This is a genomic window from Gordonia soli NBRC 108243 (genome assembly GCF_000334455.1).
GTDB lineage: Bacteria > Actinomycetota > Actinomycetes > Mycobacteriales > Mycobacteriaceae > Gordonia > Gordonia soli.
On the sequence record NZ_BANX01000014.1, the window covers coordinates 34,684 to 60,961 of the forward strand.

Sequence of the window (26,278 nt, forward strand, 5' to 3'; positions counted from 1 at the left end):
TCGCGATGTTCGCGACGCCCCGCCGTCGGGGATGGTGTCCGGGTGCCTTACAGACTCTTGTAGAGCTCCCGTGCCAGGTTGGCGGTCTCGGACGGCGTCTTGCCGACCTTCACGCCTGCGGCCTCGAGGGCCTCCTTCTTCGCCTGGGCGGTGCCCGAACTGCCGGAGACGATCGCACCCGCGTGGCCCATGGTCTTGCCCTCGGGCGCGGTGAAGCCCGCGACGTACCCGACGACCGGCTTGGTCACGTTGGCCTTGATGTAGTCGGCTGCACGCTCCTCGGCGTCGCCACCGATCTCACCGATCATCACGATCAACTTGGTGTCGGGGTCGGCCTCGAATGCCTCGATGGCGTCGATGTGGGTCGTGCCGATGACCGGGTCACCGCCGATGCCGATGGCGGTGGAGAAACCGAGATCGTTGAGCTCGTACATCATCTGGTAGGTCAGGGTTCCCGACTTCGAGACGAGTCCGATCGGACCGGTCCCGGTGATGTTGTTCGGTGTGATGCCGACCAGCGACTCACCCGGCGTGATGATGCCGGGGCAGTTCGGGCCGATGATCCGGGTCTTGTTGCCCTTCTCGACGTTGTAGGCCCAGGCGTAGGCGGAGTCCTGCACGGGGATGCCCTCGGTGATGACCACGAGCAGCGGGATCTCCGCGTCGATGGCCTCGATGATGGCGTCCTTGGCGAACTTCGGCGGGACGAAGGCGATCGAGACGTCGGCCCCGGTCTCCTTGATGGCCTCTTGGACCGACCCGAAGACCGGCAGCTCGACGCCGCCGTCGTGGGTCACGGTGGTGCCGGCCTTGCGGGCGTTGACGCCGCCGACGACCTGCGTGCCTGCCTTGAGCATCAGGGCGGTGTGCTTGGTTCCCTCACCGCCGGTGATGCCCTGGACGATGACCTTGGAATCCTTGTTCAGGAAAATCGACATAGCTCTGCTGCTCCTACTTGCTCGCCAGTTCGGCTGCCTTGTCGGCGCCGGAGTCCATGGTCTCGGCGAGCGTCACCAACGGATGGTTCGCATCGGCGAGGATCTTGCGTCCCTCTTCGACCTTGTTGCCGTCCAGGCGGACGACCAACGGCTTGTTGGCATCGGCACCGAGCTTGTCCAGCGCGCCGACGATGCCGTTGGCGACCGCGTCACATGCGGTGATCCCACCGAACACGTTGACGAAGACGCTCTTGACCTGATCGTCACCGAGGATGACGTCGAGACCGGCCGCCATGACCTCGGCCGAGGCGCCGCCACCGATGTCGAGGAAGTTGGCGGGCTTCACGTCACCGTGGGCCTCACCGGCGTAGGCGACGACGTCCAGGGTCGACATGACCAGACCCGCACCGTTGCCGATGATGCCGACCTGACCGTCGAGCTTGACGTAGTTGAGGTCGTTCTCCTTGGCCTTGAGCTCCAGCGGATCGGTCGCGTCGCGATCCTCGAAGGCCTCGTGGCCGGGCTGCCGGAAGTCGGCGTTGGCGTCCAGGGTGACCTTGCCGTCGAGGGCCAGGATCTGGTCGTCGGGCGTGCGCACCAGCGGGTTGACCTCGACGAGCAGGGCATCCTCGTTGATGAACACCTCCCAGAGCTTCTGGATGGTGACAGCTGCGGCGTCGAGCACCTCGGCAGGCAGCTTGCCTGCCTCGGCGATGCTGCGCGCGAATGCGAGGTCGACACCCTTCACGGCGTCCACGGGTATCCTCGCCAGCGCGTCAGGGTTCTCCTCCGCGGTGACCTCGATCTCGACACCACCCTCGACTGAGCACATGGCCAGGTAGGTGCGGTTGGTGCGGTCGAGCAGGAAGGAGATGTAGTACTCCTCCGCGATGTCGCTCGCCTCGGCGACCAACAGCTTCTTGACGACGTGACCCTTGATGTCGAGGCCGAGGATCGCCTCGGCGTTCGCCACGGCCTCGTCGACGTCCTTGGAGTACTTGACGCCGCCGGCCTTGCCGCGGCCGCCGACCTTCACCTGTGCCTTGACCATCACGGGCTTGCCGATTTCCTCGGCGATCTCACGTGCTCCGGCAACCGTGTCGGTCACACGGCCGGCCGAGGTCGGCACCTCGTGCTTGGCGAAGAGTTCCTTCGCCTGGTATTCGAAGAGATCCATTCAGCTCACCATCTCGTAGATTCGTCCGCTCATGGATGTAACACCCGGATGGGGTGTAACGCGGGCCATATCGGACTCTAAACCCGCCGCGTATGACCACAGTTGGCGCACCCTTCGCTTGTGCGACAGATCACTCGCTCGGTCGTCACACGGGCACCGTGGGTCACGTCGAGGTCACGGCTTCGGCCGGGTGGCAGTTCTCGACGGCGGCTGGCGTCCGGGGGTGACACGTGGTTGAGTGTCCGAGGGCCCAAGGGCCCGCATACTCAGGGGGACATGGCGATAGAGAACTCGGAATTCGTCACAGCACAGCCGTGACCGATTTCCAGTGATGCAAGTCACAGATTTCGGCCCAATAGACGCCGATGGTTGGACTTGCCGCAATCATTTCGTTACCGTCTCCTGAGTGTCACGAATCGGTCACGGGGAATCGTCCCCCGGGACCGTGGAGCAGTAGAGAGTAGGTGGGCGATTTGGCGGGACGAGGTCTTGCGAGCGGACCGGCCGCGCCCACCCGGCGCGCCACCCGCACCGACGACGCGATGCGCGCCGAGGAGATGACGACGGTCATCGCCGTCGACGACTACATCCCGTCCTGGGAGGCCGAGGCCGACGCCGGCTGGGAGTCGGACACCCGCTGGGGTTCCGGCAACTGGGATTCCGATCGCCGCGACAGCTACTACCACCCCACTCGTTCCGAGATCACGCAGGACATCCTGATCCCGGAGGACGAGTTCGACGAGTACGTCGACGAGCCCTACGAGGTCCAGGGCGCCGAGCTCGACAGCTTCTTCGAGGACTACCCCGAGAACGCCACCTCTTCCGGCGAGCTGCAGATCCGAGTCGCCGACAGCAAGCCGTTCCGCACCCAGCGTGCCACCAGCGGCTCACGCCGCGGTGGAAAGCACCGCGTCACCGCACCTCCGACCGCCCTCAAGGGTGGTCGCGCCGCGCTGGTCGCGATGGCAGCGGGTGCGGCCGTCGCAGCCGTCGCCCAGGTCAGCACCTCCGCAGAGCCAGAGGTGACGCCGACCACGGCCGCCAACGTCGGCGACGCCGCACTCCCGGCCGCCGATCTCGGCCCGGGCATCGCACCCGACACCTCGGCCCGCGACATGAGCACCTTCACGCAGCAGTTGGCCGTCGGCAAGAGGATCGCCGCCGCCGAGGCACAGCGTGAGGCTCTCGCACGCCGACCGCTGTTCGCTTCACCCATCCCGATGGGCAAATACGACTTCACCTCGTCGTTCGCCATGCGCTGGGGCAGCTTCCACGGTGGTATCGACATGGCCGCCCCGCTCGGCACCCCGATCCACTCAGCCACCGACGGCGTCGTCATCGCCGCCGGTCCCGCATCGGGATACGGCAACTGGGTCCAGGTCCGGGCAGCCGACGGCACCGTCACCATGTACGGCCACATGGCCTCATCCGGCGTCCTGGTCCAGAAGGGCCAGCACGTGACCGCGGGCGACGTCATCGCCCTGGTCGGCAGCGAAGGCTTCTCCACCGGCCCGCACTGCCACTTCGAGGTCTGGAAGAACGGCACCACCAAGATCGACCCGATGCCGTGGCTCGCGCAGCACGGTGTCCAGCTGTCTGCCTACACCGGCGGCTGATCTTCCCTTACATTCCGTCTGGACTGTTCCTCCCACCTCTGACGTCGACCAGCGCTCGACGCCACCAAGGTGGTCAGGAGATCAGACGCTCCCGCACACCTCTGCTCGCGCGAGTCGACTCGTCATCACCGTCGGATCTGGTGATCTTTGCCCACACCTGGTCGAGCGAGAGGTCGAGTACGCCCGCGATGGCCGCGATGGTCGGGAACGCCGGAGTGGCCACGCGACCGGTCTCGATCTTGCGCAAGGTCTCCGGTGACACCCCCGCGTCGAGAGCGACATCGAGCATCGGACGTTGCCCCCGCGCTTCGCGCAGCAATGCGCCCAGGCGTTGTCCACGTTCGACATCGGCGGGAGTGAGCGGCAACCGGACCATGACACCGATAATAGTACCGGGATAGTATGGCCGGGATAGTTATTGGATGACAGCTGCGCGGCGACCCGTATGAGGCGTCGAGAAGGGCACCGAATGATCGAGATCTTGAGTCCGCGCGAGGTGGCGCGGGCACGCGACACCGGCGCATTGGTCGGCGACATCCTGCACACCATGAAGCGGCAGGCGACCGTCGGGACCAACCTGCTCGAGATCGACGAGTGGACCAAGGCGATGATCCTCGAGGCGGGCGCCGAGTCGTGCTACGTCGACTACGCGCCGTCGTTCGGCCGTGGCCCGTTCGGCCACTACATCTGCACCGCCGTGAATGATGCTGTACTGCATGGCCGTCCGCACGATCGAGTCCTCGCCGACGGCGATCTGCTGACCCTCGACCTGGCCGTCACGCTGCGTGGGATCGCGGCCGACGCAGCCATCAGCTTCATCGTCGGCGACGCACGGCCGGTCGAGAGTGTCGCGATGATCGAGACGACCGAACGCGCACTGGCCGCAGGCATCTCCGCCGCCGGCCCGGGCGGTCGCATCGGCGACATCTCACATGCGATCGGCTCCGTGCTCTCCGCCGACGGCTACCCCATCAACACCGACTTCGGCGGTCACGGCATCGGGTCGACGATGCATCAGGACCCGCACATCGCCAACGTGGGGCGCGCCGGTCGGGGACACAAGCTGCGGCCCGGACTGCTGCTGGCACTCGAACCGTGGATCATGGCCGACACCGATCAGCTCATCACCGATACCGACGGTTGGACCCTCAAGAGCGCCACCGGATGCCGGACCGCGCACAGTGAGCACACCATCGCCATCACCGACGACGGAGCCGAGATCCTGACGCTGCCGACCGTCTGATCTGTGGGCCGGCTCTTTCGCTCGGTCGGCCGGACGCGCTGACCCGCTGGCCCCGCGACCAAAATCTGCCGCGGAGCGCATCGCCACGTGGATATTGCACACGACCGACCGCTGGAGCGCAGTTTTTGGTCAACCCCGGGGGGCGAGCCGAGGGTGTTGGGCACATTTCGGATGAGCCAGGGCACATTTCGCGATGACCCAGCCGCCCGTCCGCGATAGCCAAAATCTGCCGCGGAGCGGGTCGCCACGTGGATATTGCACACGACCGACCGCTAGACGGGAGATTTTGGTCAACCCGGGGCCGAGAGGCCGACGCCGACGGAATCACCGCCCGCCCGTCCGAACGCAGTAGCCAAAATCTGCCGCGGAGCGCAACACCACGTGGATATTGCACAAGACCCACCGCAGAACAGCAGATTTTCGTCAACCCGGCGGGCCGCTCAACCCCGCCACGCCCGCGAAACCCGAAAGCTGATCCGCCCTACAGCTTCTCGCCGGGCAATCCGCCGAGCGTCATGAATGTCATCCGACCGACGCTGCCACCGAAGTCGAAGGTGATCCGCTCGGTGGGACCATTGCCCTCGCGGGCGACGGCCTTGCCCATCCCGTACTTGGGATGGTTCATCCGGTCACCGACGGCGTAGTCGACGTGCTTGTTCCGACCACGTGCCGGGTCGGACGAGTACGACGACCGACCGCGAGTACCCGAACCGAATCCACCCGACGACCCGAACCCTGACGATCCGAAGCCGCCCGACTCCCGGCCGAACACTCCGCCCGACGATCCGAGTTGCCGACTCGCCGACCGTCGCGGTTCGGTACGACGCCAGTCGAGCAGATGCTGCGGGATCTCCTGCAGGAAGCGGGATTCCGGATTCGACACCGGCTGCCCCCACGATGCCCGCGTGACCGACCGGGTCACGTAGAGCCGCTCTTTGGCGCGCGTGATCCCGACGTAGGCGAGGCGACGCTCTTCGCTCAGCTCACCCGGATCGCCGAGGGCACGCATGTGCGGGAAGTGCCCGTCCTCCCAGCCGGTGACGAAGACGACCGGGAACTCCAGCCCCTTGGCGGTGTGCAACGTCATCATCGTCACCAGACCATCGCCCTCGTCGGGCACCTGGTCGGCGTCGGCGACAAGCGAGACCTTCTCGAGGAACGCGGCCAGCGAACCCGGTTCCGGCTCCCCCTCGTTGTCGACCTCTGCGCGAGCCTCGGCGTCGAGGTCATCGAGGTCGCCATCGGCCTCGCCCGCAGCCTCGGCACTGAATTCGCGCGCCACGGCGACGAGTTCGTTGATGTTGTCCAGCCGCGCACCGTCCTGCGGGTCGCTCGACGCCTCCAGCTCGGAGCGATAGCCCGACCGCTCGACGATAGCGTCGACGAGTTCACCGATGTCGGCGCCCTCCTCGGTCGCGTCGGCCACGGCGATGTCGGCATCCGACGATCCGGCCTCGCCGAATGTCGCGAGAAAATCGTTGCGCAGCCCCTCGATGAGCTCGACGAAGCCGCCGATCTGCTTGACCGCACGAGTGTTCAGCAGTGGCACCTTGCCCTCGGCGCCTGCCAGCAGCGCCTCGTAGAAGCTCGTCCCGGTGTTCTCCGCGTGCACTGCGACGCACGCCTCGGCACGGTCGCCGATGCCGCGGCGGGGCGTGTTCAGGATGCGTCGGAGGCTCACCGAGTCGTCCGGGTTCGCCACCACGCGCAGGTAGGCCACGACGTCGCGGACCTCCTTGCGCTCGTAGAAGCGCGTCCCGCCGACCACCTTGTACGGGATGCCGTGCCGGACGAAGACCTCTTCCAGCGCACGGGATCCGGTGTTCGTCCGGTAGAACACCGCGATGTCGGAGTACTTGGCGCTCGTCGATCCGCCGATGGAGTAGTCGGTGAGGGTCTCGATCTCCTTGGCGATGAACATCGACTCGTCGCGATCGGAATCGGCGACGTAACCGACGATCAGTTCGCCGTCACCGGAGTCGGTCCACAGCCTCTTCTCCCGCCGATTGGAGTTCTGTGAGATGACGGCATTCGCCGCCGACAGGATCGTCTGGGTCGAGCGATAGTTCTGCTCGAGCAGGATCGTCTCGGCATCGGGGAAGTCACGTTCGAACTCCTCGATGTTGCGGATGGTTGCGCCGCGGAATGCGTAGATCGACTGATCCGCGTCACCGACCACACAGAGTTCGGATGGTCCGACGGTCACCGCGTCGGCGTCGTCGTCCACCCGCTCCCCCACGAGTTCACGGACCAGCACGTACTGTGCGTGGTTGGTGTCCTGGTACTCGTCGACCAGCACATGCCGGAAGCGGCGACGGTAGTACGCGGCGACCTCCGGGTGCCGCTGGAGCAGCGCGACCGTCTCGCCGATCAGATCGTCGAAGTCGAAGGCGTTGGCCGCCCGCAGCCGACGCTGGTACTCGGCGTAGATGCGTGCGACGGTCTGCACCGCGGGTTCGCCGTCCGCGGCGGTCGCGGTGGCCTGATCGGGGTCGATCAGCTCGTTCTTCAGGTTCGAGATGCTGACCCCGACCCCGCGTGGACTGAACTTCTTCGGATCGAGCTCGAGATCCCGGATGATCATGCCCAGCAGGCGCTTCGAGTCGTCGGAGTCGTAGATCGAGAAGTTCGAGTTCATCCCCTCGAGCAACCCGGATTGGGCACGCAGGATGCGGACGCAGGTGGAGTGGAAGGTCGACACCCACATGTATGCGGCACGGGGACCGACGAGATCGATGACCCGCTCGCGCATCTCCGCCGCGGCCTTGTTGGTGAAGGTGATCGCCAAGATCTGGCCGGGCGTGAAACCGCGGTGGGCGAGCAGGAAGGCGATGCGTCGGGTGAGCACCGCGGTCTTGCCCGAGCCGGCACCGGCGACGATCAGCAACGGCGTGCCGGTGTGGAGGACGGCGGCGCGCTGCTGAGGGTTGAGACCGTCGAGGAGCCGCGCCGAACGCTCGTCGAGATCGGCGTCGACCGGCGGCGACGTCGGCTGTGAGGTGGATCGTGTCATCGGTCCTGAGGCTACTCCGGGCGCCCGACAGGCTACGATATGCCCGAATCACTCGGGTGTCGGTGGGGGTCATTCGAACGGTCCAACTCGACGACCAGGTCTGTGCCCGATCGTGATATCCATAATCGGACATATCGCCGGTCGGCGCCGTGAAGGGGACGCGAGATGAACCGCAAGTCGAACACCATTCCCGCTGTGATCCTCGGTGGGGGTGTCCTCGCGGTGGTCGTCGCGTTGGCGCTCTCCTTCATACCGTTCAGCTCTCAGGGGTCCGCCGGGCCCACCCAGGCCTTCCGTGCGCAGCAGGATCTCGACCAGGTCGCGTTCAAGCTCGCCGGCAACGCCGGCGCCCGCTACACCGGCAAGATCACCTACGGGATCGGCGGCGACACCGACACCAACACCGTCGAGTTCAAGAACCTCCTCGTCACCTCGAGCAAGAACACCGAGGGGACGGTCATCAGCAACGGCAACCAGGCCCAGTACCGGGAGATCGGCAACTTCTACTTCGCCAACGGCCCGTCGGCGTTCTGGTCCTCCTTGCTCGCGTTCCGCAAGAACGGTGAGGTCCTCGACCTCGCCCCGGTCGACAACAAGTGGGCCAGCCTCGATTACACCGCGTTCCCCGACCTCGGGTACCTGCTCTCACCACGTCAGCTCGCCGGTCGCATCGCCAACGCCGAACGTGTCAGCCGTCCCAGCCTCGGCCTCGAACTGCCGACGCCGAACAAGGGCCTGCCGGATGCCCGCTACTGGCCGACCTCGGACCCCACGATCACCGCGATCGGCAACGACAAGGTGAAGGTCAACGACGTGACCACCACCTTCGACCCGAACACCAAGACCGTGACCCACGTGTCCGGCGAGATCAAGGTCGACCGCACCAGTTACACCATCGACACCAGTGTCGAACCCCTCGGCGCCGACGACATCTCCAAGGTCTTCGCCAGCGAGCGGTCGATCGCGCCGGAACTCACCAACGTCCCGGCGCCCGGGGTGGCCCCGTTGCCCTCACCGATCAACGTCAATCGCGGCGGTGAGTGCAACCCGGTCCGATGCGGATTCGATGTCAACGTGTCCGGCGCGCTGAACCCGGTCATCAAGGCCCCTCTCCGCGGTCGGATCAACTACGGCATCAACCTCAAGTTCGAGGTCAACGGCCGGCCCGCAGGCGAGGTCGGCGGCAGTTGCGATCGGATCGTCTCCGTCCCGATCGGAGGCGCCACGCGGACCCGTTGCGACGCCACCAACCTCCCCGCGTCGGGTGGCGTGGTGAAGTCCAAGACCACCTACAAGTTCCTGCCGTTCCTCGACTACAACCTGGCCGACCTCAACCAGTACATCGACGAGAACGAGAAGTCGGCAAAACAGAAGGTCACCATGGTGCGTACCGGCGCCAAGCAGCCGGGCACCGCAGCCGACTACAACGACCAGATCACCGGCCTGCCGAGCAGCTACGCGATCGAGCAGAACGGTTACCTCTTCGACGGACTGTCGCCGACCGGCAAGCTGCACGTCCTGCTGTCACCCGGTTACGCCGAGCACGTCACCAACGGTGTCTTCGACCCGACCTGGGAGGGCACGGCGACCCTGACCGAACAGCTCAAGAAGCAGGTCCAGGCGGCGGGCGACATCGACGTCATCTGGTGGGTGTCGGAGGCCGCGGCGGTGCCGGCGGTGCGGGCGCTGATCGCCTCGGCGAACATCGATCCCGCCGACGTCATCGTCTACAACACCCCGCTCGACCAGGACTGACTTCCTTCAGTCGCGCACGAGGTCAGCCGGCGAGACGCGCCTCGACCACCTCGCCGACACGCCCCTCGCCGGTGTGCAGGGCGAGGCCCGGCGTCACCGGCGTCGCGGTGATCCGCGAGCCGGCACCGTCGAGTTGTGCGTAGACCACGTGCAGCCCCGAACGCACCGGCACCCGGACGGCGGGCCCGCCGTCGAGGGCCAGTTCCACGATGCCGTCGCGGTTGGCGCAGTAACTCAGTGCGACCGACCAGCGCCACTGGATGAGTGGTCCGTCCAGCGGCAGTCGCTTGCGTTCGTCGACCTCCGGCCGCCGGCACGAACCGCGTCCGGCCTCGATGGTCCGTCGTTGGGTCACGGTGCCGGGCACCAGGTTCCCGGCGGAGTCGAGGACGTTGAGGGTGTCGGTGGTCGATGCGAACGGTGAGCGGTCGGTGATCCGACCGAAGGTGTGGCTGATCTGGTTGTCGGGATAGGCGACCGGCAGCAGGACCTCGAGGGGCAGGGCCTGGTCGAACATCGGGTGCTCGCGGTTCTGGGCCAGCGATCGCTGGGCGTTGGCCAGGTAGTCGCCGGTCGGGTCGTCGCGCCAGGACGAGGAGAACGACGCCAACGAGATCATGGCGGATCCGACCACCAGTGCACCGACGAGGGCGGCACCCACCGCGACCGGCGCAACCTGTCCCGCCGGATCCTGCGCATGGCGCCGGGTCGCGGTCGCCTCGGCCGAGCGGCGGATCGGTGGTGCGGCGAGTACCAGGGCCCACGCCAGGGTGATGACGACGGCCGTGTCGGGCAGATAGCGCATGGTCTGCGCGAGTTCGAGCGCGGTGTTGGCGCTCGACCGGTTCCACATGGCGGGAACCTGAGCGAGGACGGCGTAGGCGACGGTGAACAGCACGATCGCGATCGCTCCCTGCCGTCGCGTGACCGCCCACCAGATCGCGCCGACGACCACCAGCAGGCCGCTGACGATCATCCACAGCGGCGCGAAACCCATTGGCGGACTGGGCACCCAGCGTTCCCACTCCCAGGGACCGCCGACGAACGACGGCAGGATCGCGTTGGTCACCGACCGCCAGACCAACCGCGCGGTCTGTCCGATCGAGTGTTCGCCTGCCGTCGCGTCGGAGACCGCGAAGAAGATCACGAGCCACACGACGAACACGGCGCCGAGGGAGGCCCACAACGCCCTCACACGGACGAACGCGATACCGATCGGCCCGAGGTCCGTTGCATGCGAACGTGATCCGCTGTCGGCGTCGGTCGGCGCGGGATCGCGCGATGGAGTCGGCTCCTGGGTCTCCGCCGACCGCGTGCGCCGTACCACGAGCGCAGCGGCGACGAATGCGACCGGGAGGATGAAGAGCGACTTCTCGAAGAATCCGAGCGAGACAAGGAAGACGATGGTCGATCGGATGACCACGCCGCGCATCGCCTGCGGCGCGACGTCACCTCGGACGGCGCGTACCGCTTCCGCGACGATCCAGGCCATCGCCGCCTGCAGCGGGAGCGAGTTGAGGCCTGCGGCCCACCACGCGAACGCCGGCACGGTCATCGGCGTGAACAGATAGAAGGCGAACGCAGCGATGGCACCCCCACGAGCGGCCGGTGCGATCACCCGGATCATCCGCCACACCGCTATCGACGCGATCGCCTGCGCCACGATCAAGGTCGCCGCAGGGATGATCCAGTTCAGTGGAGCGATCAGCGTCGAGACCCCTGCGACCAGGAACGTCAAGGGCATGAAATGACCATCGTGACTGTGTCCCAGGTACTCCCAGGAGAGGATCGGGTGCGTCGATGCGCGCCCGATGAAGATGAGATCGTCCCAGTAGAAGCCCCCGGTCGCGACCAGCCACCCTCGGACCACGAGTTGGGCGACGATCAGCACGATCACGACCGACGACACCGTCCGCCTGCTCAGCATGGGCTCTAGTAGACCTGTCCCGGATCGTGCGTGGCAAAATCTGACAGGTGACCGAGCCCAGCAGTCCTACCGACAACGGCGACGACCAGCCGTCGGGCGCGCCGACCCCGGGCGAGCCGACCATCGACCTCGCCGCCTACGACCTGACCGCCGACGTCACCGACCTGCCCGAGGACATCGACGTCCTGCGCGGCGAGATCGACCGGCTCGACGCGGTGATCCTCGCCGCCATCAAGCGCCGATCCGCCGTCTCGAAGAAGATCGGCGCCAAGCGGATGGCCTCCGGAGGTCCGCGGCTCGTGCACAGTCGGGAGGTCAAGGTCCTCGACCGGTTCGCCGAACTCGGCCAGGAGGGGCACACGCTGGCGATGCTGCTGCTGCGGCTCGGTCGTGGCCCGCTGGGTCGCTGACACGATGGACTCCGCGTCGGTGACGACTTCATCCACTGGGACAGCCGCGACCTCCGCACAACGCGACAACATCGTGTTCGTGCACTGGCACGACCTCGGCAGGCACCTGAGCTGCTACGGCGCCGAAGGCGTCGACAGTCCACATCTGGACGCCCTGGCCGCGGAGAGCATCCGCCTGACGAATGCGCATGCGACGGCACCGCTGTGCTCACCGTCGCGCGGGTCCCTGTTCACCGGCCGGTACCCGCATTCCAACGGACTCGTCGGGCTCGCGCACCACGGGTTCGAGTACAACGACGACGTGCTCACCCTGCCGCAGCTGCTCGGCGGCGCGGGATGGCGCACCGCGCTGTTCGGGATGCAGCACGAGAGCAGCGACCCCGAACGACTCGGTTTCGACGAACTCGACGTCTCCGATTCGCTGTGCGACTACGTCACCGAACGTTCACAGGACTGGCTCCGAGCTCGGCAGTCCGCAGGCGACGAGTCGCCGTTCCTCTTGACCGCGGGATTCTTCGAGACCCACCGTCCCTACCCGGCCGACCAGTACCCGCCGGCCGATCCGCATCGCCTCGGGGTGCCGGGTTTCCTACCCGACGCCCGTCCGGTGCGCGAAGACCTCGCCGGCCTGCTCGGCTCGATCACCAAGGCCGATGCCGCGGTCGGTCGGCTCCTCGCGACGATCGCCGAGTTGGGCCTCGACGAATCGACCTGGGTCGTCTTCATCACCGACCACGGCCTGGCCTTTCCTCGTGCCAAGTCGACTCTCTACCGCGAAGGCACCGGGGTGGCCTGCATCGTCCGACCGCCCCGTAGACGCGCGCTGGCCGGACGTGTCTATCCCGACATGTTCAGCGGCGTCGATCTCACCCCGACGCTGCTGGAGCTGTTGGGTGTGGAGATACCCGATTCGATCGAGGGGGTCTCGCACGCCGACGCATTCCTGGCCGGCCGCCCGGCCCCCGGCCGGTCCCGATCCCATCCGGTGGTCCGCGACGAGGTCTTCACCGAGAAGACCTATCACGACAACTTCGATCCGATCCGCGCCGTGCGCACACGCAATTACGCCTACATCGAGAACTATTCGCAGCGTCCGGCGCTGAGCCTGCCGCTCGACATCCGCGACAGTCCGTCGGCGCTGGCGCTCGACGGCTCGCAGGACCTACCACGCCCGGCCAAGGAGTTCTACGACCTCCGCGTCGACCCATACGAGCGGGTCAACCTCATCGCCGATCCGCAGTACGCCGACGAGATCGCCGACCTCGCCGGCCGATTGACCGGTTGGCGTGAGTCGACCGGAGACCGACTGCCCGACGAACGAACCGGCAACGCAATCGCACGCGAGTTCATGGCCCGCTACCAGCGGCAGCTCGCGTCCGACTATGCCGCCGAGCCGGAACGCCAACTGCCCTCCCGCCGTCCACGGGGGTCCGAGCGGGAGCTGCGCGAGAACGGGCGGGGCGAGCGCGCCTGACCGCCGCCGGCCGGGGCCGTCGCAGGCCCGGGACATCCGCGCGCCTACACATCACCCCACCGGCGTCTGACGACATAGGGTGGCAGGTATGAGCACCGACGCCCCCGGTGGCGATCTCGACCGCACCCTGAACGATCACGGCGACATCACCGCAACCCAGTCGTGGCAGGCCCTGGCCGCACACCAACCCCACGTCTTCGCGATGCACCTGCGCGAGGTGTTCGCCGTCGACCCCGACCGTGGGCGCGAACTCACCGTCGACGTCGGCGACCTGCACATCGACTATTCCAAGCACCTGGTGCTGCGCGAGACCCTGGAACTGCTGTTCAGCCTGGCCCGCGAGATCGGGTTGGAAGAACATCGCGACGCCATGTTCGCCGGTCGCCACATCAACACCTCGGAAGACCGCGCGGTCCTGCACACCGCTCTCCGCCTTCCCGCCGATGCCTCACTGACCGTGGACGGCCAAGACGTCGTGCACGACGTGCACGAGGTCCTCGACGCGATGGGCGCCTTCACCGATCGGCTGCGCAGCGGCGAGTGGAAGGGCCACACCGGCAAGGCCATCACCGACGTGGTGAACATCGGCATCGGCGGATCCGACCTGGGCCCGGTGATGGTCTACACGGCTCTGCGGCACTACGCCGACGCCGGTATCCGCGCCCACTTCGTCTCCAATGTCGACCCCGCCGACCTCGTCGGGACCCTCGCCGACCTCGATGCCGAGACCACCCTCTTCATCATCGCGTCCAAGACCTTCACCACACTCGAGACCATCACCAACGCCACCGCCGCGCGCGCATGGCTACTCGAGACGCTCGGCGCCGGTGAGGAAGCCACCGCCAAGCACTTCGTGGCGGTGAGCACCAACGCCGACGAGGTGGCGAAGTTCGGCATCGACACCGACAACATGTTCGGGTTCTGGGATTGGGTCGGCGGCCGATACTCGGTGGACTCCGCGATCGGACTGTCGGTGATGGCCGCGATCGGCAGACAACGGTTCGCCGAGTTCCTCGACGGTTTCCATCAGGTCGACGAGCATTTCCGCACCCAGCCGCTGGAACGCAACGCGCCGGTCATCCTCGGCCTGATCGGGCTCTGGTACTCCAACTTCTGGGATGCCCAGACGCGCGTGGTGCTCCCCTACTCCGACGACATGGCACGCTTCGCCGCCTATCTGCAGCAGCTGACGATGGAATCCAACGGCAAGTCGGTGACCGCGCACGGCAACCATGTGACTGCGGGTACCGGCGAGATCTTCTGGGGCGAGCCGGGAACCAACGGCCAGCACGCCTTCTATCAGTTGCTGCACCAGGGGACCCGGCTGATCCCGGCCGATTTCATCGGCTTCGCCGAGCCCACCGACGACCTGCCGGTGACCCCCGACGGTGCCGGGTCGATGCACGACCTGCTGATGAGCAACTACTTCGCCCAGACCAAGGTGCTCGCCTTCGGCAAGACCGCCGACGAGATCGCGGATGAGGGAGTGCCGCCGGAGGTGGTGGCGCACAAGGTGATGCCGGGCAATCGCCCCTCGACGTCGATCCTGGCGCCGAAGCTCACCCCATCGGCGATCGGTCAGTTGATCGCGCTCTACGAGCACCAGGTGTTCGTCGAGGGCACCATCTGGGGGATCAACTCCTTCGACCAGTGGGGCGTCGAACTCGGCAAGAAGCAGGCCAAGGAACTACTCGGCCTCATCACCGATCCCGAAGCACCTGCCGCGCAGGACGACTCATCGACCGACGAACTCGTCCGCTGGTATCGCGAGCACCGGGGACGCACCCGCTAGTTCTGTGCGCCAGGCGCGTCAGTCCCACCGTTCGTCGTCGAAGACCTCCGGCGGGATCTCGTCGCCCGGCTGCACGCCCAACGCTTCGAGGCGCCCCATCAGGGCTGCCGCGACGGCGATGTAGGTGATCAGGTCCTGCGGTTCTGCCGATCGCTCGGCGGGGTCGCCGCCGAGGAACTCCATGACCGCGGGCGGGACACAGGCGCCCATGTCGAGTGACCGGATGCCGGTCGCGGTACGCCACTCGTCGAAGCTCTCGCCGTCGACGGCCTCCGCGATGTCGCCGTCCCGGACCGCCGCGAGCACCTCGTCGACCGTGGCGAGATCGCCGGAGTCACCACTCGACGGGTCGAACCCGATGATCACGTCCGGAGCGACCTCGTCGTCGTCGGCGAGGGTGAAATAGACGATGCCGCGCCAGTCGGCTCCCACGGCACCGACGTCCTCACGACCGAAGATGTCGCGCAGCACCTCGTCGACCTGCAGTCTCCGTGTGCTGCCGAACAGTTGGAACGCGCCGTGCGCGACGACCTGACCCGCCTTGCTGGACACATCGGCTACCTTACGCACGTGAGGTTCACCGTGCCGAAGATGTGGATCGCGATCGTGGCGGGCACCGCGGCCGCGCTGGTCGCGGGCTCGGGCTGCGCCTCGAATCGGACCGATCCGGATGCCGTGCCGTCGATCACGGTGCCGACCTCGACGTCGGTGGCGCCGCCGGCGGGCCCCGCCCAGCGGACACCGACGGGCACCGAACTGAAATTCGGCGAGAGCGCCACCTTGCCCGCCGACGCCTTCCGCGCTTCCGGTCCACTGGCGCTGTACACGGTCACCGGCATCGCCAAGGGCGGCGGGGTACCTGAGTCGATCACCAAGGGCGGCACACCGTACTTCGTCTACGTCACCGTCACCGCGCTGTCACAGCGACCGACCACGGCCCCCGACACCGAGGGCGTCACCGGTAGTCCCGACGGTCGCGCACCGACCCTCACAGTGGATGCCCCCACCGGCCTGCCGCAGTGCGTGAGCACCACGCCACCGGAACGGATGACGCGCGGACAGTCGTACTCGACCTGCCTCGTGTCGATCGCAGACTCGGGTACCGACCTGAAACACGTCATCTACTGGGCGGACACCACCGCCGACAAGTCGCTGGACTACAAGTCCGGTCCGGTCGTCTGGTCCGACGGCACGGCGGCGTCGGCTACACCATCCGGCGGGTGATCCCGGCCGGGAGGTGATGCAGCGCGGCCGAGATCGGACGCCACGGCCATCCCGGCACCGGCACCCATTCGTCCTCGGACTCGACGGCCTTGACCATCGCGTCGACACCGGATTCGGTGTCGGTCAACAACTTGGTCTTCACGCCGCGGTTGATGTCGGTCTCGATGTACCCGGGCAGCAGCACCGACACCCGGATCGGCGAGCCGGCGAACTCTGCCTGGAGTCCCTGCCCCAATGCCGACAACCCGGCCTTGGACGCAGAGTAGGCGGCCTGCGCCTTCGGCAGTCCCCGGACGGCACTGATGGAACTGATCAGCACGAGGTGACCGGCGTTCTGCGCCCGGAAGATCTCGAGGGCCGCCTCGATCTGGGCCAGCGCGCCCACCAGGTTCGTCTGCACCGTCTCGATGTTGGCCGAGGCCTTCCCCGTCCCGATCGGAGCGCCCTTCCCGACACCTGCGTTCACGATGACACGGTCGAGCCCACCGAGCTCGTCCCGCAGTCGTGCGAAGGTGGTGGGGACGGTCTCGAGGTCGGTGACGTCGAGACGTGCGGTCGCGACCTGCGCCGCGGTCGATCGCAACTCGTCGGCGAGAGCGTCGAGGCGTTCGGTACGGCGGGCGGCCAGTGCGAGCGCCCGACCCTGGTCGGCGAACCGACGGGCCATCCCCTCCCCCAACCCGGAGCTCGCGCCGGTGATCAGGATCCGCTGACGAGTGGGAGCGCTCATGCCAGCGAACTTACCGCACGGTCAGGTGTGAAGCCCAGGTGTCCGTCGACAATGGCCCGAATCCCGCTGTGTTCCCTTCCATGACAACGGTTCTCGTTGTGACGACGGGAACGCACCGGTTGCGCACTACTTCAGCAATCGCGACATCCGCCGGTCGGCGAGGACCTTGCCGTCGGTCTGGCAGGTCGGGCAGTACTGGAAGGACCGATCGCTGAAGGAGACCTCGCGGATGGTGTCGCCGCAGACCGGACAGGGCAGACCGGTTCGCGCATGGACGCGCAGTCCGGTTCGCTTCTCCGACTTCAGCCGCGCGACTTCCTGCCCTTCCAGACGTGACGTCGCGTCGGTGAGCACTGCGCGCGTGGTCTCGTACAGCGAGTCGATCTGTGCGTCGTCGAGATTCTTGGACGTGGCGAACGGCGACAGTTTCGCCGTGTGCAGGATCTCGTCGGAGTACGCGTTGCCGACCCCTGCGATGGTCCGCTGGTCGGTGAGCAGGTTCTTGATACGCGCGCTGGAACCCCGCAGGATCGCGGCGAACTCGTCGCGGCTCACGGCCAGGACATCGGGCCCCAGGGTGGCGATGCGTTCGACTTCGGACGGGTCGCGGACTATCCAGACCGCGAGACGTTTCTGTGTGCCGGCCTCGGTGACGTCGAAGCCTTCGCCCGGCAGGCCGCAATGCACCCGGATGGCGATCGGACTCTTGCCGCCGGGACGCAGGGGTTTCGGCGACAGATCCTCGCTCCATCGCAACCAGCCCGCACGCGAGAGGTGGACGATGAGATCGATGGTCGGTTCGTCGGCGGGACCGTCCGGTCCCGGAACGGTGTGGATGATCAGATACTTGCCGATGCGCTCGGACGAGGACACGATCCGGCCGGTGAGGGCGGAGTACGGCGGGTCGGCGGTCTTGAGCACCGACAGCGACGCGATGTCGACGCGGCGGATCGGGAGTCCGGCCGCTCGACCGTCGACATAGTCGGCGATGGCGGCGACCTCGGGCAGCTCGGGCATGTCTCCAGTGTGCTCTAGTAAGGGGATGATCTCCCGTCTTTCCGATGCCGAGCTCGCGGCGCGTATCGCGCAGGGCGCCGGAGAGATCCTGGTCGGGGTGCGCCACGGCGGCTTGCTCGAGGGACGCCGCCTGGGCGATGTCGGTGACACGATGGCGCAGGCGTGGATCGCCGAGATCCTCGCCCGGCATCGGCCACGCGACGCGGTGTTGTCGGAGGAGGCACCGGACGTCGGCGACCGTGCGACCGCGGACCGGGTCTGGATCATCGACCCCCTCGACGGGACCCGGGAGTTCGCCGTGGGCAGCGCCGACTGGGCCGTCCACGTGGCCCTCACCGAGGGCGGTCGGGTCACCGAGGCTGCCGTGTCGCTGCCCGCGACGGGCGAACTGTTCCGCACCGACACCGTCGACGAACCGACCGGTGAGCTGACCGGTCTGATGGCGACCTCGCGTCACGGCGGATCGTATGAAGCGGCGTGGGTCTCGAGCCGGCTGAACCTGTCGATGGTCGGGATCGGCTCGGCCGGCGCCAAGGCCATGGCGGTGGTGCGCGGGACCGTCGATGCGTACGTGCACTCCGGCGGTCAGTACGAATGGGACAACTGTGCGCCGGTCGGTGTGGCCGAAGCCGCCGGACTGCACTGCAGTCGACTCGACGGTTCGGAGATCGTCTACAACCAGCCGAGCCCGTACATGCCCGACTTCGTCATCTGCCGCAAGGAGATCCGCGCCGAGATGCTGACGGCGCTCGAGTTGGTGTGGTGACGGTCGCGACCGTCCGTGAAACATTCCACCGCCGTGCACCAGACCTCGTGTCGGCCATGACGGAGTCGATACGGTGGGCGTGACGTGACGCCCTCGACGCGCGCGACCGGCAGACCGCCGAGGTGCTGATCCGACGGGGTGTCGAGGCCGCGTCAGCGCGTCTTGCGGATCAGGTAGATGTCCATGATCCAGCCGAGCCGCGCACGTGCCTCCGATCGGACTGCCGCGATGCGGTCGCCGACATCGCCGACGCGTCCGCTGACGAGGATCTCGTCCGGGGTCCCGAGGTAGGCACCCCACCAGATCTCGTCATCGGGATGGGCGGTGTGTCGGAACGTGAGGTCGGCATCGAGCATGACGATCTGGTTGCCGTCGGCGCCGGCCGGGGTGTCGGGTAGCCGACGGCCCGTGGTGATGTGGATCGGTTCGCCGATGCGATTGGCCAGGATCCGATGAGCGGCGGTCAGCGCGCTGGCACTGGTGACACCGGGGATCACCTCGACGTCCAGCTCGAACTCGGGACGCTGCTTCAGATCGTCGACGATTCGTAATGTGCTGTCGTACAAGGCCGGATCACCCCAGACCAGGAAGGCCACCACCCCACCGTCGGGTACCTCGGCGACGACGGCGTCGGCGATCAGGGCCGCACGCGCGGCGTGCCAGCGTCGGACCTCGGCGTCGTAATCGACCGGACGGCGATCACGGGGCGGGTCGGCGATCACGACGACGCGATGTCCGGGAGCCGCATGTCGATCCAGGATCGCGGTTCGCAGAGCCGCCAGGGAATCCTTGTCGGCCCCCTTGTCCAGCACGATGAACACATCGACGTCGGCCATCGCCTCGACGGCCTGCAGGGTGATCTGACGTGGGTCGCCGGGGCCGATCCCGATGACCCGCAGGGCGATCCGCACCGATCAGGCCTTGATCCAGGGCAGGCCGTGTTTGCGTGCCGTGAGGGCCAGCACCGCATCCCGAGGGGCGAGACGACGTAACAGGAACACGATCCCGGCCGAGTTCCCCTTCGCATAGAACGGCTTCGGCTTCGATGCGAGCGCGGCGTCGACGACGACCTTCGCCATGGTCGGCGCATCGATGCCCGCATCCTCGTTGCGGCGCGTCGCGGCGGCCAGTGTCTCGTACTCCGCCCGGTACGGGGAGTCCTCACCGATGTGGATGCTGCGTCGATCACCGATTCCGGTTGCGATGGTGCCGGGTTCGACGCTGATCATGCGGATCCCGTATGGCGCGACCTCACGTCGGGTGGCGAAGGCGAACGCCTTCAGCGCCGACTTGGTCGCCGCGTAATTCGATCGGAACGCAACGGGGAAGCTCGACAACATCGATCCGACCATGACCACGGTCCCTCGGCCGCGCTCCCGCATACCCGGCAGCACCGCCTTGGTGAGAGCCACCGGACCGAACACGTTGACCGCGAACAGATCTTCGATGGCCGACATCGGCGTGTCCTCGAGCGCACCCGCCTGGCTCTCACCGGCGTTGTTGATCAGCACGTCGATGTCTCCGACCTCGGCGAGCAACGCCGGGATGGTCCCCTGGTCCGCGTTGTCCAGGCGCACGTAGCGGACCCCCGGGATCGGGTCGGTCACCTTCTCGGGCGCGCGACTGGTCCCGAAGACGGTGTGACCACGCTCGGCGAACTGACGTGCCACCTCCGCGCCGATGCCGCTGGATGCTCCGGTGACGAGGACGGTCTGACGATCGGCGGTGCTTCCGGTTGCGCTCACCTGGTCAACCTAGCGCAGCCCGTCGCTGGAGCGACCTACAGTTGCTCCACCACGGGTTCACAGCCCTGGATGTCCCGATCCGACCGACCGCAGGCCTCCCACACATGACGACTTCCCCGACGTATACGACAGCAGCGCCTCCCGATCCCGCCGGCAATGCCCTGGGCACCTACCGTGCACTGCGGCTGGGCATGCCGCTGCTCGTCGGTCTGCTCGGTCTGGCAGTCGTCGCCGACGCCGGCCGGTCGGACTGGTGTTTCCAGACGTCGATCAGCGCGTACCGGTTCTCCGCGATCAGCAGTGTGTTCGTCGGCGTCGTCGTCGCCCTCGGTGCATGCCTGATCGTGTATCGGGGCAACACCGACACCGAGGACGTGCTCCTGGATGTCGCCGGGTTCTTGGCATTGGTCGTCGCCGTCGTCCCGACCGGCCGCCCCGGTCCCGGCTGCGCAGCGGTCGTCGACGACACAGCTTCGGCGAGCGGGGTCCGTACCTCGGTCGCCGCGCTGCTCGTGACCGCCGTCGTCGCGGTGATCGTCGCGTGGTTGCTGCGGCGACGGTCCGGCATCGACCGACGGAGCCGGACCGGGATCGCAGCCCGCATCCTGGGCGCCGCCATCGTCGGAGTGGTGGTCGTGACCTTCGCGTTTCCCGACTTCTTCCTCCGGTATGCGCACGGCTACTCGGCGGTCACGCTGTTCGTGCTGATCGGTCTGGTGGTGGCGTGCAACGCGTATCTGGCTGCACGGCAACACTCTTCCTGGAAGAGTCCGTATGCAGTGGTGTACACGACGATCTCGGCAGCGATGATTCTCACCGCCGCTGTGGTCGTGGTCGTCCACCTGTGGACCCGGTGGCCCTACGCGATCTTCGTGGTCGAGGCTGCGCTGCTCGCCGAGTTCGCCGCCTTCTGGCTCGTCCAGACGAAAGAGCTGTGGAACGTCGACGACCGGCGGTGTCTGATCTCGTCGCAGGTCCCGCTGACGCCCCTCTGAGGCGCCGTGACATCGGGACCTCAGGCGCCGGGTCCGGTGAGCGGCCGCCCCGAATAGCGATCGACGGTCACGAAATCGTGCACCGGTGACCGCCTGAGGCTGGTCAGCTGCTTCACCGGCTTCCCGATGGGCACGACCGCGGCGACGGCATGCGCGTCCGGCAGACCCAGCAGTTCACGGACCCGAGGTTCCTCGGCAACCGCCATCGTCGTGAAGGTGCCGCCGAATCCGGCTTCCCGAGCACCGAGGAGGACGTTCCACACGAGCGGATAGACCGACGCGCCGCTCACGAGGCCCACGCGATCGAGGAATTGGTCCATGGCGGCAACCACGCCGAGGTCGACGGAGACCACGAGCACCACGGGCGCCCGGACGAACGGAGCAGCGTAGGAGTCGGACAGTTCGGTCGCGGCGATCTGGTCGTCGGTCAGTTCGGTGGGGGTCACCGGATTCCAGGGCTTCTCCCCGGCGTTCTTCTGTGCCGTATAGCGACGCATGGCAGGCCGTCCGATGTCGGCGAGCTGCTCCTTGGTCTGCGGGTCGCGGACCACGACGATGTGGGCGCCCTGGCGATTACCCCCGCTGGGCGCGAAGCGCGCATTGTCGAGAATGCGCCAGAGGACGTCGTCGGGGAGCGGATCGTCGGTGAACTCGCGAGCGGCGAAGGTGGTGCGCATGACGTCGGAGAGCTCCATGACTCCACTATCGCGGATGCGCGGCTTGGACGGACGTCCTCGCTGCGGCGGGCGCGAGGGGGCAAGATAGACGCGGTAGTCTCACATCAGCGTGGCGGTTCGGGCCGGACTCCGGTTCCCCGCCGGCAGATCCCCCGATCCCCTCAGGCCTGGATCGCCACGCGGCTCAACTCCTGGCAGGGATGGGATCGAGGCCGACGAGTCGTCGGGGTGCGGGTGTGATGCGCCCTCGACGGACGAGCTCACCACCCCAGACCCCCTCGGGCTCACCCCGATCGAGGGCACCGTGAAGGCACTCGGTCCGCAACGGACACGGTTCGCAGAACGATTTGGCGAGTGCGATGTCGCCGGGATGGTCGGCGAACCAGAGGTCGGGATCGTCGCCCTGACAGGGAGTCGGCTCGACCTCGACAGCAGGTGCGCGATTCACGCCACAGCCAACGAGACCGCCGGCTGGATCAGCACATAGGCACACACCCCGACGATGACGGTGTGCGCGACGGCGACCACACCGACTGCGACCGCCATCGTCCGATCACGGATCTGCGCGGCGACCGCGCTCGCGATACCTGCCACCAGCGCGATCGCCGTCCACCACGGAACAGCGGTGGCGGTGAAGAGCGCAGCGGGACCGGCCGGTGCCGACACCGCGAGATCGCCGGTCACGAGATAGCACAGCGGAACGGAGGCACACACGGCGATGAAGATCGCGGTCAGGGCTCCAGCCGCGACGGCGGGTGGGTAGGTGCGATTCGGCGTCGAGACGGTCATGACGTCTTCCTGGTCGGGGCGGGACAAGGGTGTCGCACCGCAAGCGCGGTATGGGCCTGCCGATCCGGAGCGCGGAGCGAACGACCCGCGGTGCGACACCCGCCTCCGGCCACCCGGTGGGATGGGCGGTCCGGAGACCCGACTGATGTTAGACATGAATGTCTACACATGACACTGTCGTGAATATTCTGTGTGGTATCTCGCATTTCGGTGCCGCATCGCAGCTTTCCGCGAACCGCGGACAGCGCCGCGCGCAAACGCCACCCTCGATGGAGGGTCGATACACTTGCACTCATGAGCGTCAAGGAGCGGACGTATGCGGGCGTCACCCTCAACGCACGCCGTGAAGAACGCCGCATTCGATTCCTCGACGCCGGCCTCGCCGTCTTCGGCGACCACGGCTACCGCGACACATCGGTGTCGGCGATCTGCACGGCGGCGAACCTGGCGCGCGCCCACTTCTACGAGCAGTTCGGCGATCGCGAGGAACTACTCCTCGCCGTGTACGACCGCATCCAAGAGCAGAGTCGGGTCGCGGTCATCGAAGCGTTGGCCAACCATCAGAGCGACGACATCGCCGCCCGCACCCGCGCCGGACTGCAGGCGTACGCGCGAAGCATCGGTGAGGATCCACGGCGGGCAGCGGTGTCCTTCGTCGAGATCGTCGGCGTGAGCGCAGCAGTCGAGAAACACCGTCTCGACCAACGCGATCAATGGCGCTCGTTCATCCGCGTCGAGATGACGCGCTACCTCGGCGACGACTACGAGCCGCCCGGCGGATGGGCGGTCGCGACCACGGCGCTGATCGGCGCCTTGATGGCCCTCGTCGAGCAGTGGGCGACGACGAAGCGGGCACGCCAGCGTCGACTCGAGGACCTCACCGAAGTCCTGACCCGGTTCACGCTGTCCTTGTTCTGACGGCTCTGGCGGGATGCCCTCACGGGCGCCCGGCCGCCGGCCACGAATGCTTGACAGCGCACGAGTGATTCATGACACCAATTCACTCATTTACTGACGCGGACTATACACTCACGTCTAACTTTCGTGAGAGAACCAAACGATCGAGGCCTTTGCAGGCCCCTACGATCGCACCGACCAGGAGTCGACATGTCCGACAAGACAACCGAGCCGGATTCATCCGGCGACGAATCAGCACCTGAGACCCACCTCGCAGTCGGGACGACCGTCGTGGTCGACATGACAGAGGGGCCGTCGGTACGAGGCGTGATCGTCGACGACTACGGCGACCTCGCCGGCGCCCAGGCCACCATCGACGGTCGCGATGTGCGATCTCGACGCTGGGCGATCACGCTCGACGACGGCCGGATCACCTTCCGCGACTCCGACGAGCTCGCCCCATCTCCCGCATCCGAATGACTGCGCCGCAGTAACTCTCGAACGTTGTATGCCGACGGGGCCGCCCGATCGGACTCTCCGACGGCATCCGGGGTCCTGAGCACTCGGACGGTCGCGCTGTTCACGACGGCACACCGACCGTTGTCAATCTGAGACTGATGCGTCTAACATCATCCGCGTGATGAGACCCACGCCACAGCGCGCTCGTACGTCGACCATCGTTCGCAGAGCTCTGACGGCGACACTCACCATGGGCATCCTGTGCGGCGGCAACGCCGTGGCGGGGCCGGTCGTGGCGGCGGCGCCGCCGAGCCCACCACGAGACGCGTTCTACGATCATCCCGCCGACCTCGCGACACTCGCGCCGGGATCGATCATCCGCACACGCAAGATCACGGCTCGGTCGCTGCAACTGCTGCCCATCAACGTCGACGCCTGGCAACTGCTCTACCGGACCTCGGGCGCCGACAAGCAGCCCGATGCCACCGTCACGACCGTGCTCGTCCCTCGGGGCAAGCGCCCGACCAAACTGCTCTCCTACCAGGCCGCCACCGACTCGACTCTGCGCCAATGCAACCCGTCGTACAGCCTGCGGACCGGACTGCCGGTATCCTTCTCGACGCGCCCGGGCCCGCTGACCTTCGCACTGCCCGGCGCCGAGGTGCTCCTCGCCTCCGCGGGTCTGGCGCAGGGATGGGCGGTCGCCCTCCCCGATCACGGCGGTACGTCAGCTCGGTTCCTCACGCCGCGTCAGCCCGGCTACGCCACACTCGACGGCATCCGCGCAGTCCAGAACTTCAGCCCGATGCGTATGTCGGCGAAGACCCCCGTCGGACTGTGGGGCTACTCCGGCGGTGCGATCGCCAGCAGCTGGGCGATCGAGGAGAAGCAGAGCTACGCACCCGAGCTCACCATCACAGGCGCGGCCTTCGGCGCGCCGGAGCGTGACCTCACGGCGTCACTGCGATCGGTCAACGGCGCACTGCTCGGCGGTCTCATCCCCATCGCGCTCGACGGGATCAGCAAGGACTCGCCGGGGTTCCGTACGGCCATCCGTCGCTATCTGACCCCGCAGGGGCGAGCAGTGCTGGCCGAGACCGGCAATCAGTGCATCGGCCAGAACGCGCTGCTGAATCTCTGGTTCGACTACCGCCGCTACCTCACCAAGCCACTGAACGTCGTACTGGCCGATCCGGTGATCAAGCGCGAGATCGCCGCACGCTCGATCACCGGCCGATCGACGTCGGTACCGACCTACATCTACAACGGGGTGAACGAAGAGGTCGCTCCCATCAGCGGCACCGACAAGCTGGTCCGCTCGTACTGTGCCGGCGGCGCTCCGGTGACCTACCGCCGGGAACTGCTCCCGCCCAACATCCCTCAGCAGATCTTCTCCACACACGGAACCGTGGCGATCACCGGTGCACCGGGTGCGTTCGCCTGGCTCAAGAGCCGGATGAACTCCGGCGGCGCACCGGCTCGCAGCGGCTGCGACGTCTCCACCGTCCCCGCCACCCTGACCAACGCAGGTGCCCTCGGCGAACTCGGTCCGTCGTTCATCGTCAATCCACTCGCGACGATGCTCGGGCTGCCCATCGGGAGCTGAGTCACCGGCACCGCGAGGCCGGGTCGAT

Annotated in this window: 25 protein-coding genes; 12 read left to right on the plus strand and 13 right to left on the minus strand. The window is 67.1% G+C overall.

The annotated features are described in order from the left end of the window. Positions 1-47 precede the first annotated feature (47 nt). Both sucD and sucC read right to left on the minus strand, forming a co-directional pair. On the minus strand, positions 48-938 hold the full coding sequence (gene sucD, locus GS4_RS10070) for a succinate--CoA ligase subunit alpha (RefSeq protein WP_007620155.1): 891 nt from the start codon (positions 936-938) through the stop codon (positions 48-50). A 13-nt stretch (positions 939-951) separates the two neighbouring features. Then, positions 952-2,115, minus strand: coding sequence for an ADP-forming succinate--CoA ligase subunit beta (gene sucC, locus GS4_RS10075; RefSeq protein WP_007620156.1), 1,164 nt, complete (start codon positions 2,113-2,115; stop codon positions 952-954). A gap of 464 nt (positions 2,116-2,579) precedes the next feature. On the opposite strand from sucC, the gene GS4_RS10080 reads away from it, so the two are divergent. Then, the gene (locus tag GS4_RS10080) at positions 2,580-3,731 is read left to right on the plus strand and encodes a M23 family metallopeptidase (RefSeq protein ID WP_007620160.1); all 1,152 of its coding nucleotides are present in this window, start codon (positions 2,580-2,582) and stop codon (positions 3,729-3,731) included. 73 nt (positions 3,732-3,804) lie between these two features. Here the strand turns inward: GS4_RS10080 and GS4_RS10085 are convergent, their stop codons facing one another. Further along, complete coding sequence (locus GS4_RS10085; RefSeq protein ID WP_007620166.1) at positions 3,805-4,107, minus strand: helix-turn-helix transcriptional regulator; 303 nt, start codon at positions 4,105-4,107, stop codon at positions 3,805-3,807. Positions 4,108-4,200: 93 nt separating this feature from the next. Between GS4_RS10085 and map the strand changes: the two genes are divergently transcribed. Beyond that, positions 4,201-4,974 (plus strand): type I methionyl aminopeptidase, encoded by a 774-nt coding sequence (gene map / locus GS4_RS10090; protein ID WP_007620168.1) that lies wholly within the window; start codon positions 4,201-4,203, stop codon positions 4,972-4,974. Positions 4,975-5,455: 481 nt separating this feature from the next. On the opposite strand, the gene GS4_RS10095 is transcribed toward map, so the two are convergent. Then, positions 5,456-7,987, minus strand: a complete 2,532-nt coding sequence (locus GS4_RS10095) for a UvrD-helicase domain-containing protein (protein ID WP_007620172.1) — start codon at positions 7,985-7,987, stop codon at positions 5,456-5,458. Between the two features lie 165 nt (positions 7,988-8,152). Between GS4_RS10095 and GS4_RS10100 the strand changes: the two genes are divergently transcribed. Further along, on the plus strand, positions 8,153-9,742 hold the full coding sequence (locus tag GS4_RS10100) for a hypothetical protein (RefSeq protein ID WP_007620174.1): 1,590 nt from the start codon (positions 8,153-8,155) through the stop codon (positions 9,740-9,742). A gap of 22 nt (positions 9,743-9,764) precedes the next feature. Here the strand turns inward: GS4_RS10100 and GS4_RS10105 are convergent, their stop codons facing one another. Beyond that, positions 9,765-11,669 carry a hypothetical protein gene (locus GS4_RS10105; RefSeq protein WP_040510146.1) on the minus strand — a complete coding sequence of 635 codons (1,905 nt, stop codon included), beginning with the start codon at positions 11,667-11,669 and terminating at the stop codon, positions 9,765-9,767. A gap of 47 nt (positions 11,670-11,716) precedes the next feature. On the opposite strand from GS4_RS10105, the gene GS4_RS10110 reads away from it, so the two are divergent. From GS4_RS10110 to pgi, 3 genes are all read left to right on the plus strand, one after another. Continuing rightward, positions 11,717-12,079, plus strand: coding sequence for a chorismate mutase (locus GS4_RS10110; protein WP_007620176.1), 363 nt, complete (start codon positions 11,717-11,719; stop codon positions 12,077-12,079). 4 nt (positions 12,080-12,083) lie between these two features. Next, entirely contained in the window at positions 12,084-13,553 is a 1,470-nt protein-coding gene (locus GS4_RS10115) for a sulfatase family protein (RefSeq protein ID WP_007620177.1), read from the plus strand. An 88-nt stretch (positions 13,554-13,641) separates the two neighbouring features. After that, entirely contained in the window at positions 13,642-15,345 is a 1,704-nt protein-coding gene (pgi, locus tag GS4_RS10120) for a glucose-6-phosphate isomerase (RefSeq protein WP_007620179.1), read from the plus strand. Positions 15,346-15,363: 18 nt separating this feature from the next. Here pgi and GS4_RS10125 read toward each other — a convergent pair whose 3' ends face one another. Continuing rightward, the gene (locus GS4_RS10125; RefSeq protein WP_007620181.1) at positions 15,364-15,915 is read right to left on the minus strand and encodes a hypothetical protein; all 552 of its coding nucleotides are present in this window, start codon (positions 15,913-15,915) and stop codon (positions 15,364-15,366) included. Here GS4_RS10125 and GS4_RS10130 point away from each other — a divergent pair, their 5' ends adjacent. Next, positions 15,916-16,569 carry a hypothetical protein gene (locus GS4_RS10130; protein ID WP_245555616.1) on the plus strand — a complete coding sequence of 218 codons (654 nt, stop codon included), beginning with the start codon at positions 15,916-15,918 and terminating at the stop codon, positions 16,567-16,569. On the opposite strand, the gene GS4_RS10135 is transcribed toward GS4_RS10130, so the two are convergent. Then, positions 16,550-17,299, minus strand: coding sequence for an SDR family oxidoreductase (locus GS4_RS10135; RefSeq protein WP_007620185.1), 750 nt, complete (start codon positions 17,297-17,299; stop codon positions 16,550-16,552). The two genes, GS4_RS10130 and GS4_RS10135, sit on opposite strands and share 20 nt — an antisense overlap. Positions 17,300-17,425: 126 nt before the next feature. After that, the gene (locus GS4_RS10140) at positions 17,426-18,316 is read right to left on the minus strand and encodes a DNA-formamidopyrimidine glycosylase family protein (protein ID WP_007620186.1); all 891 of its coding nucleotides are present in this window, start codon (positions 18,314-18,316) and stop codon (positions 17,426-17,428) included. Between the two features lie 25 nt (positions 18,317-18,341). Between GS4_RS10140 and GS4_RS10145 the strand changes: the two genes are divergently transcribed. Then, on the plus strand, positions 18,342-19,082 hold the full coding sequence (locus GS4_RS10145) for a 3'(2'),5'-bisphosphate nucleotidase CysQ (protein ID WP_007620187.1): 741 nt from the start codon (positions 18,342-18,344) through the stop codon (positions 19,080-19,082). A 152-nt stretch (positions 19,083-19,234) separates the two neighbouring features. On the opposite strand, the gene cobF is transcribed toward GS4_RS10145, so the two are convergent. Both cobF and GS4_RS10155 read right to left on the minus strand, forming a co-directional pair. Next, positions 19,235-19,993, minus strand: coding sequence for a precorrin-6A synthase (deacetylating) (gene cobF / locus GS4_RS10150; protein ID WP_007620188.1), 759 nt, complete (start codon positions 19,991-19,993; stop codon positions 19,235-19,237). Between the two features lie 3 nt (positions 19,994-19,996). Further along, the gene (locus GS4_RS10155) at positions 19,997-20,827 is read right to left on the minus strand and encodes an SDR family oxidoreductase (protein ID WP_007620189.1); all 831 of its coding nucleotides are present in this window, start codon (positions 20,825-20,827) and stop codon (positions 19,997-19,999) included. A 104-nt stretch (positions 20,828-20,931) separates the two neighbouring features. Between GS4_RS10155 and GS4_RS10160 the strand changes: the two genes are divergently transcribed. Then, the gene (locus tag GS4_RS10160; RefSeq protein ID WP_007620190.1) at positions 20,932-21,822 is read left to right on the plus strand and encodes a hypothetical protein; all 891 of its coding nucleotides are present in this window, start codon (positions 20,932-20,934) and stop codon (positions 21,820-21,822) included. 20 nt (positions 21,823-21,842) lie between these two features. On the opposite strand, the gene GS4_RS10165 is transcribed toward GS4_RS10160, so the two are convergent. From GS4_RS10165 to GS4_RS10175, 3 genes are all read right to left on the minus strand, one after another. Continuing rightward, positions 21,843-22,517 (minus strand): nitroreductase family protein, encoded by a 675-nt coding sequence (locus tag GS4_RS10165; protein ID WP_007620192.1) that lies wholly within the window; start codon positions 22,515-22,517, stop codon positions 21,843-21,845. A gap of 166 nt (positions 22,518-22,683) precedes the next feature. Further along, positions 22,684-22,947 carry a WhiB family transcriptional regulator gene (locus GS4_RS10170; RefSeq protein ID WP_051989691.1) on the minus strand — a complete coding sequence of 88 codons (264 nt, stop codon included), beginning with the start codon at positions 22,945-22,947 and terminating at the stop codon, positions 22,684-22,686. Next, positions 22,944-23,288 (minus strand): hypothetical protein, encoded by a 345-nt coding sequence (locus GS4_RS10175; RefSeq protein WP_007620194.1) that lies wholly within the window; start codon positions 23,286-23,288, stop codon positions 22,944-22,946. Before GS4_RS10175 ends, GS4_RS10170 begins: the two co-directional genes overlap by 4 nt. 294 nt (positions 23,289-23,582) lie before the next feature. Here GS4_RS10175 and GS4_RS10180 point away from each other — a divergent pair, with 294 nt between their 5' ends. The 3 genes from GS4_RS10180 (at position 23,583) to GS4_RS10190 (ending at position 26,250) form a co-directional block, all read left to right on the plus strand. After that, positions 23,583-24,206 (plus strand): TetR/AcrR family transcriptional regulator, encoded by a 624-nt coding sequence (locus tag GS4_RS10180; RefSeq protein ID WP_007620202.1) that lies wholly within the window; start codon positions 23,583-23,585, stop codon positions 24,204-24,206. Between the two features lie 189 nt (positions 24,207-24,395). Next, entirely contained in the window at positions 24,396-24,665 is a 270-nt protein-coding gene (locus GS4_RS10185; protein ID WP_007620203.1) for a hypothetical protein, read from the plus strand. Between the two features lie 160 nt (positions 24,666-24,825). After that, positions 24,826-26,250 (plus strand): lipase family protein, encoded by a 1,425-nt coding sequence (locus GS4_RS10190; RefSeq protein ID WP_245555617.1) that lies wholly within the window; start codon positions 24,826-24,828, stop codon positions 26,248-26,250. Positions 26,251-26,278 lie beyond the last annotated feature (28 nt).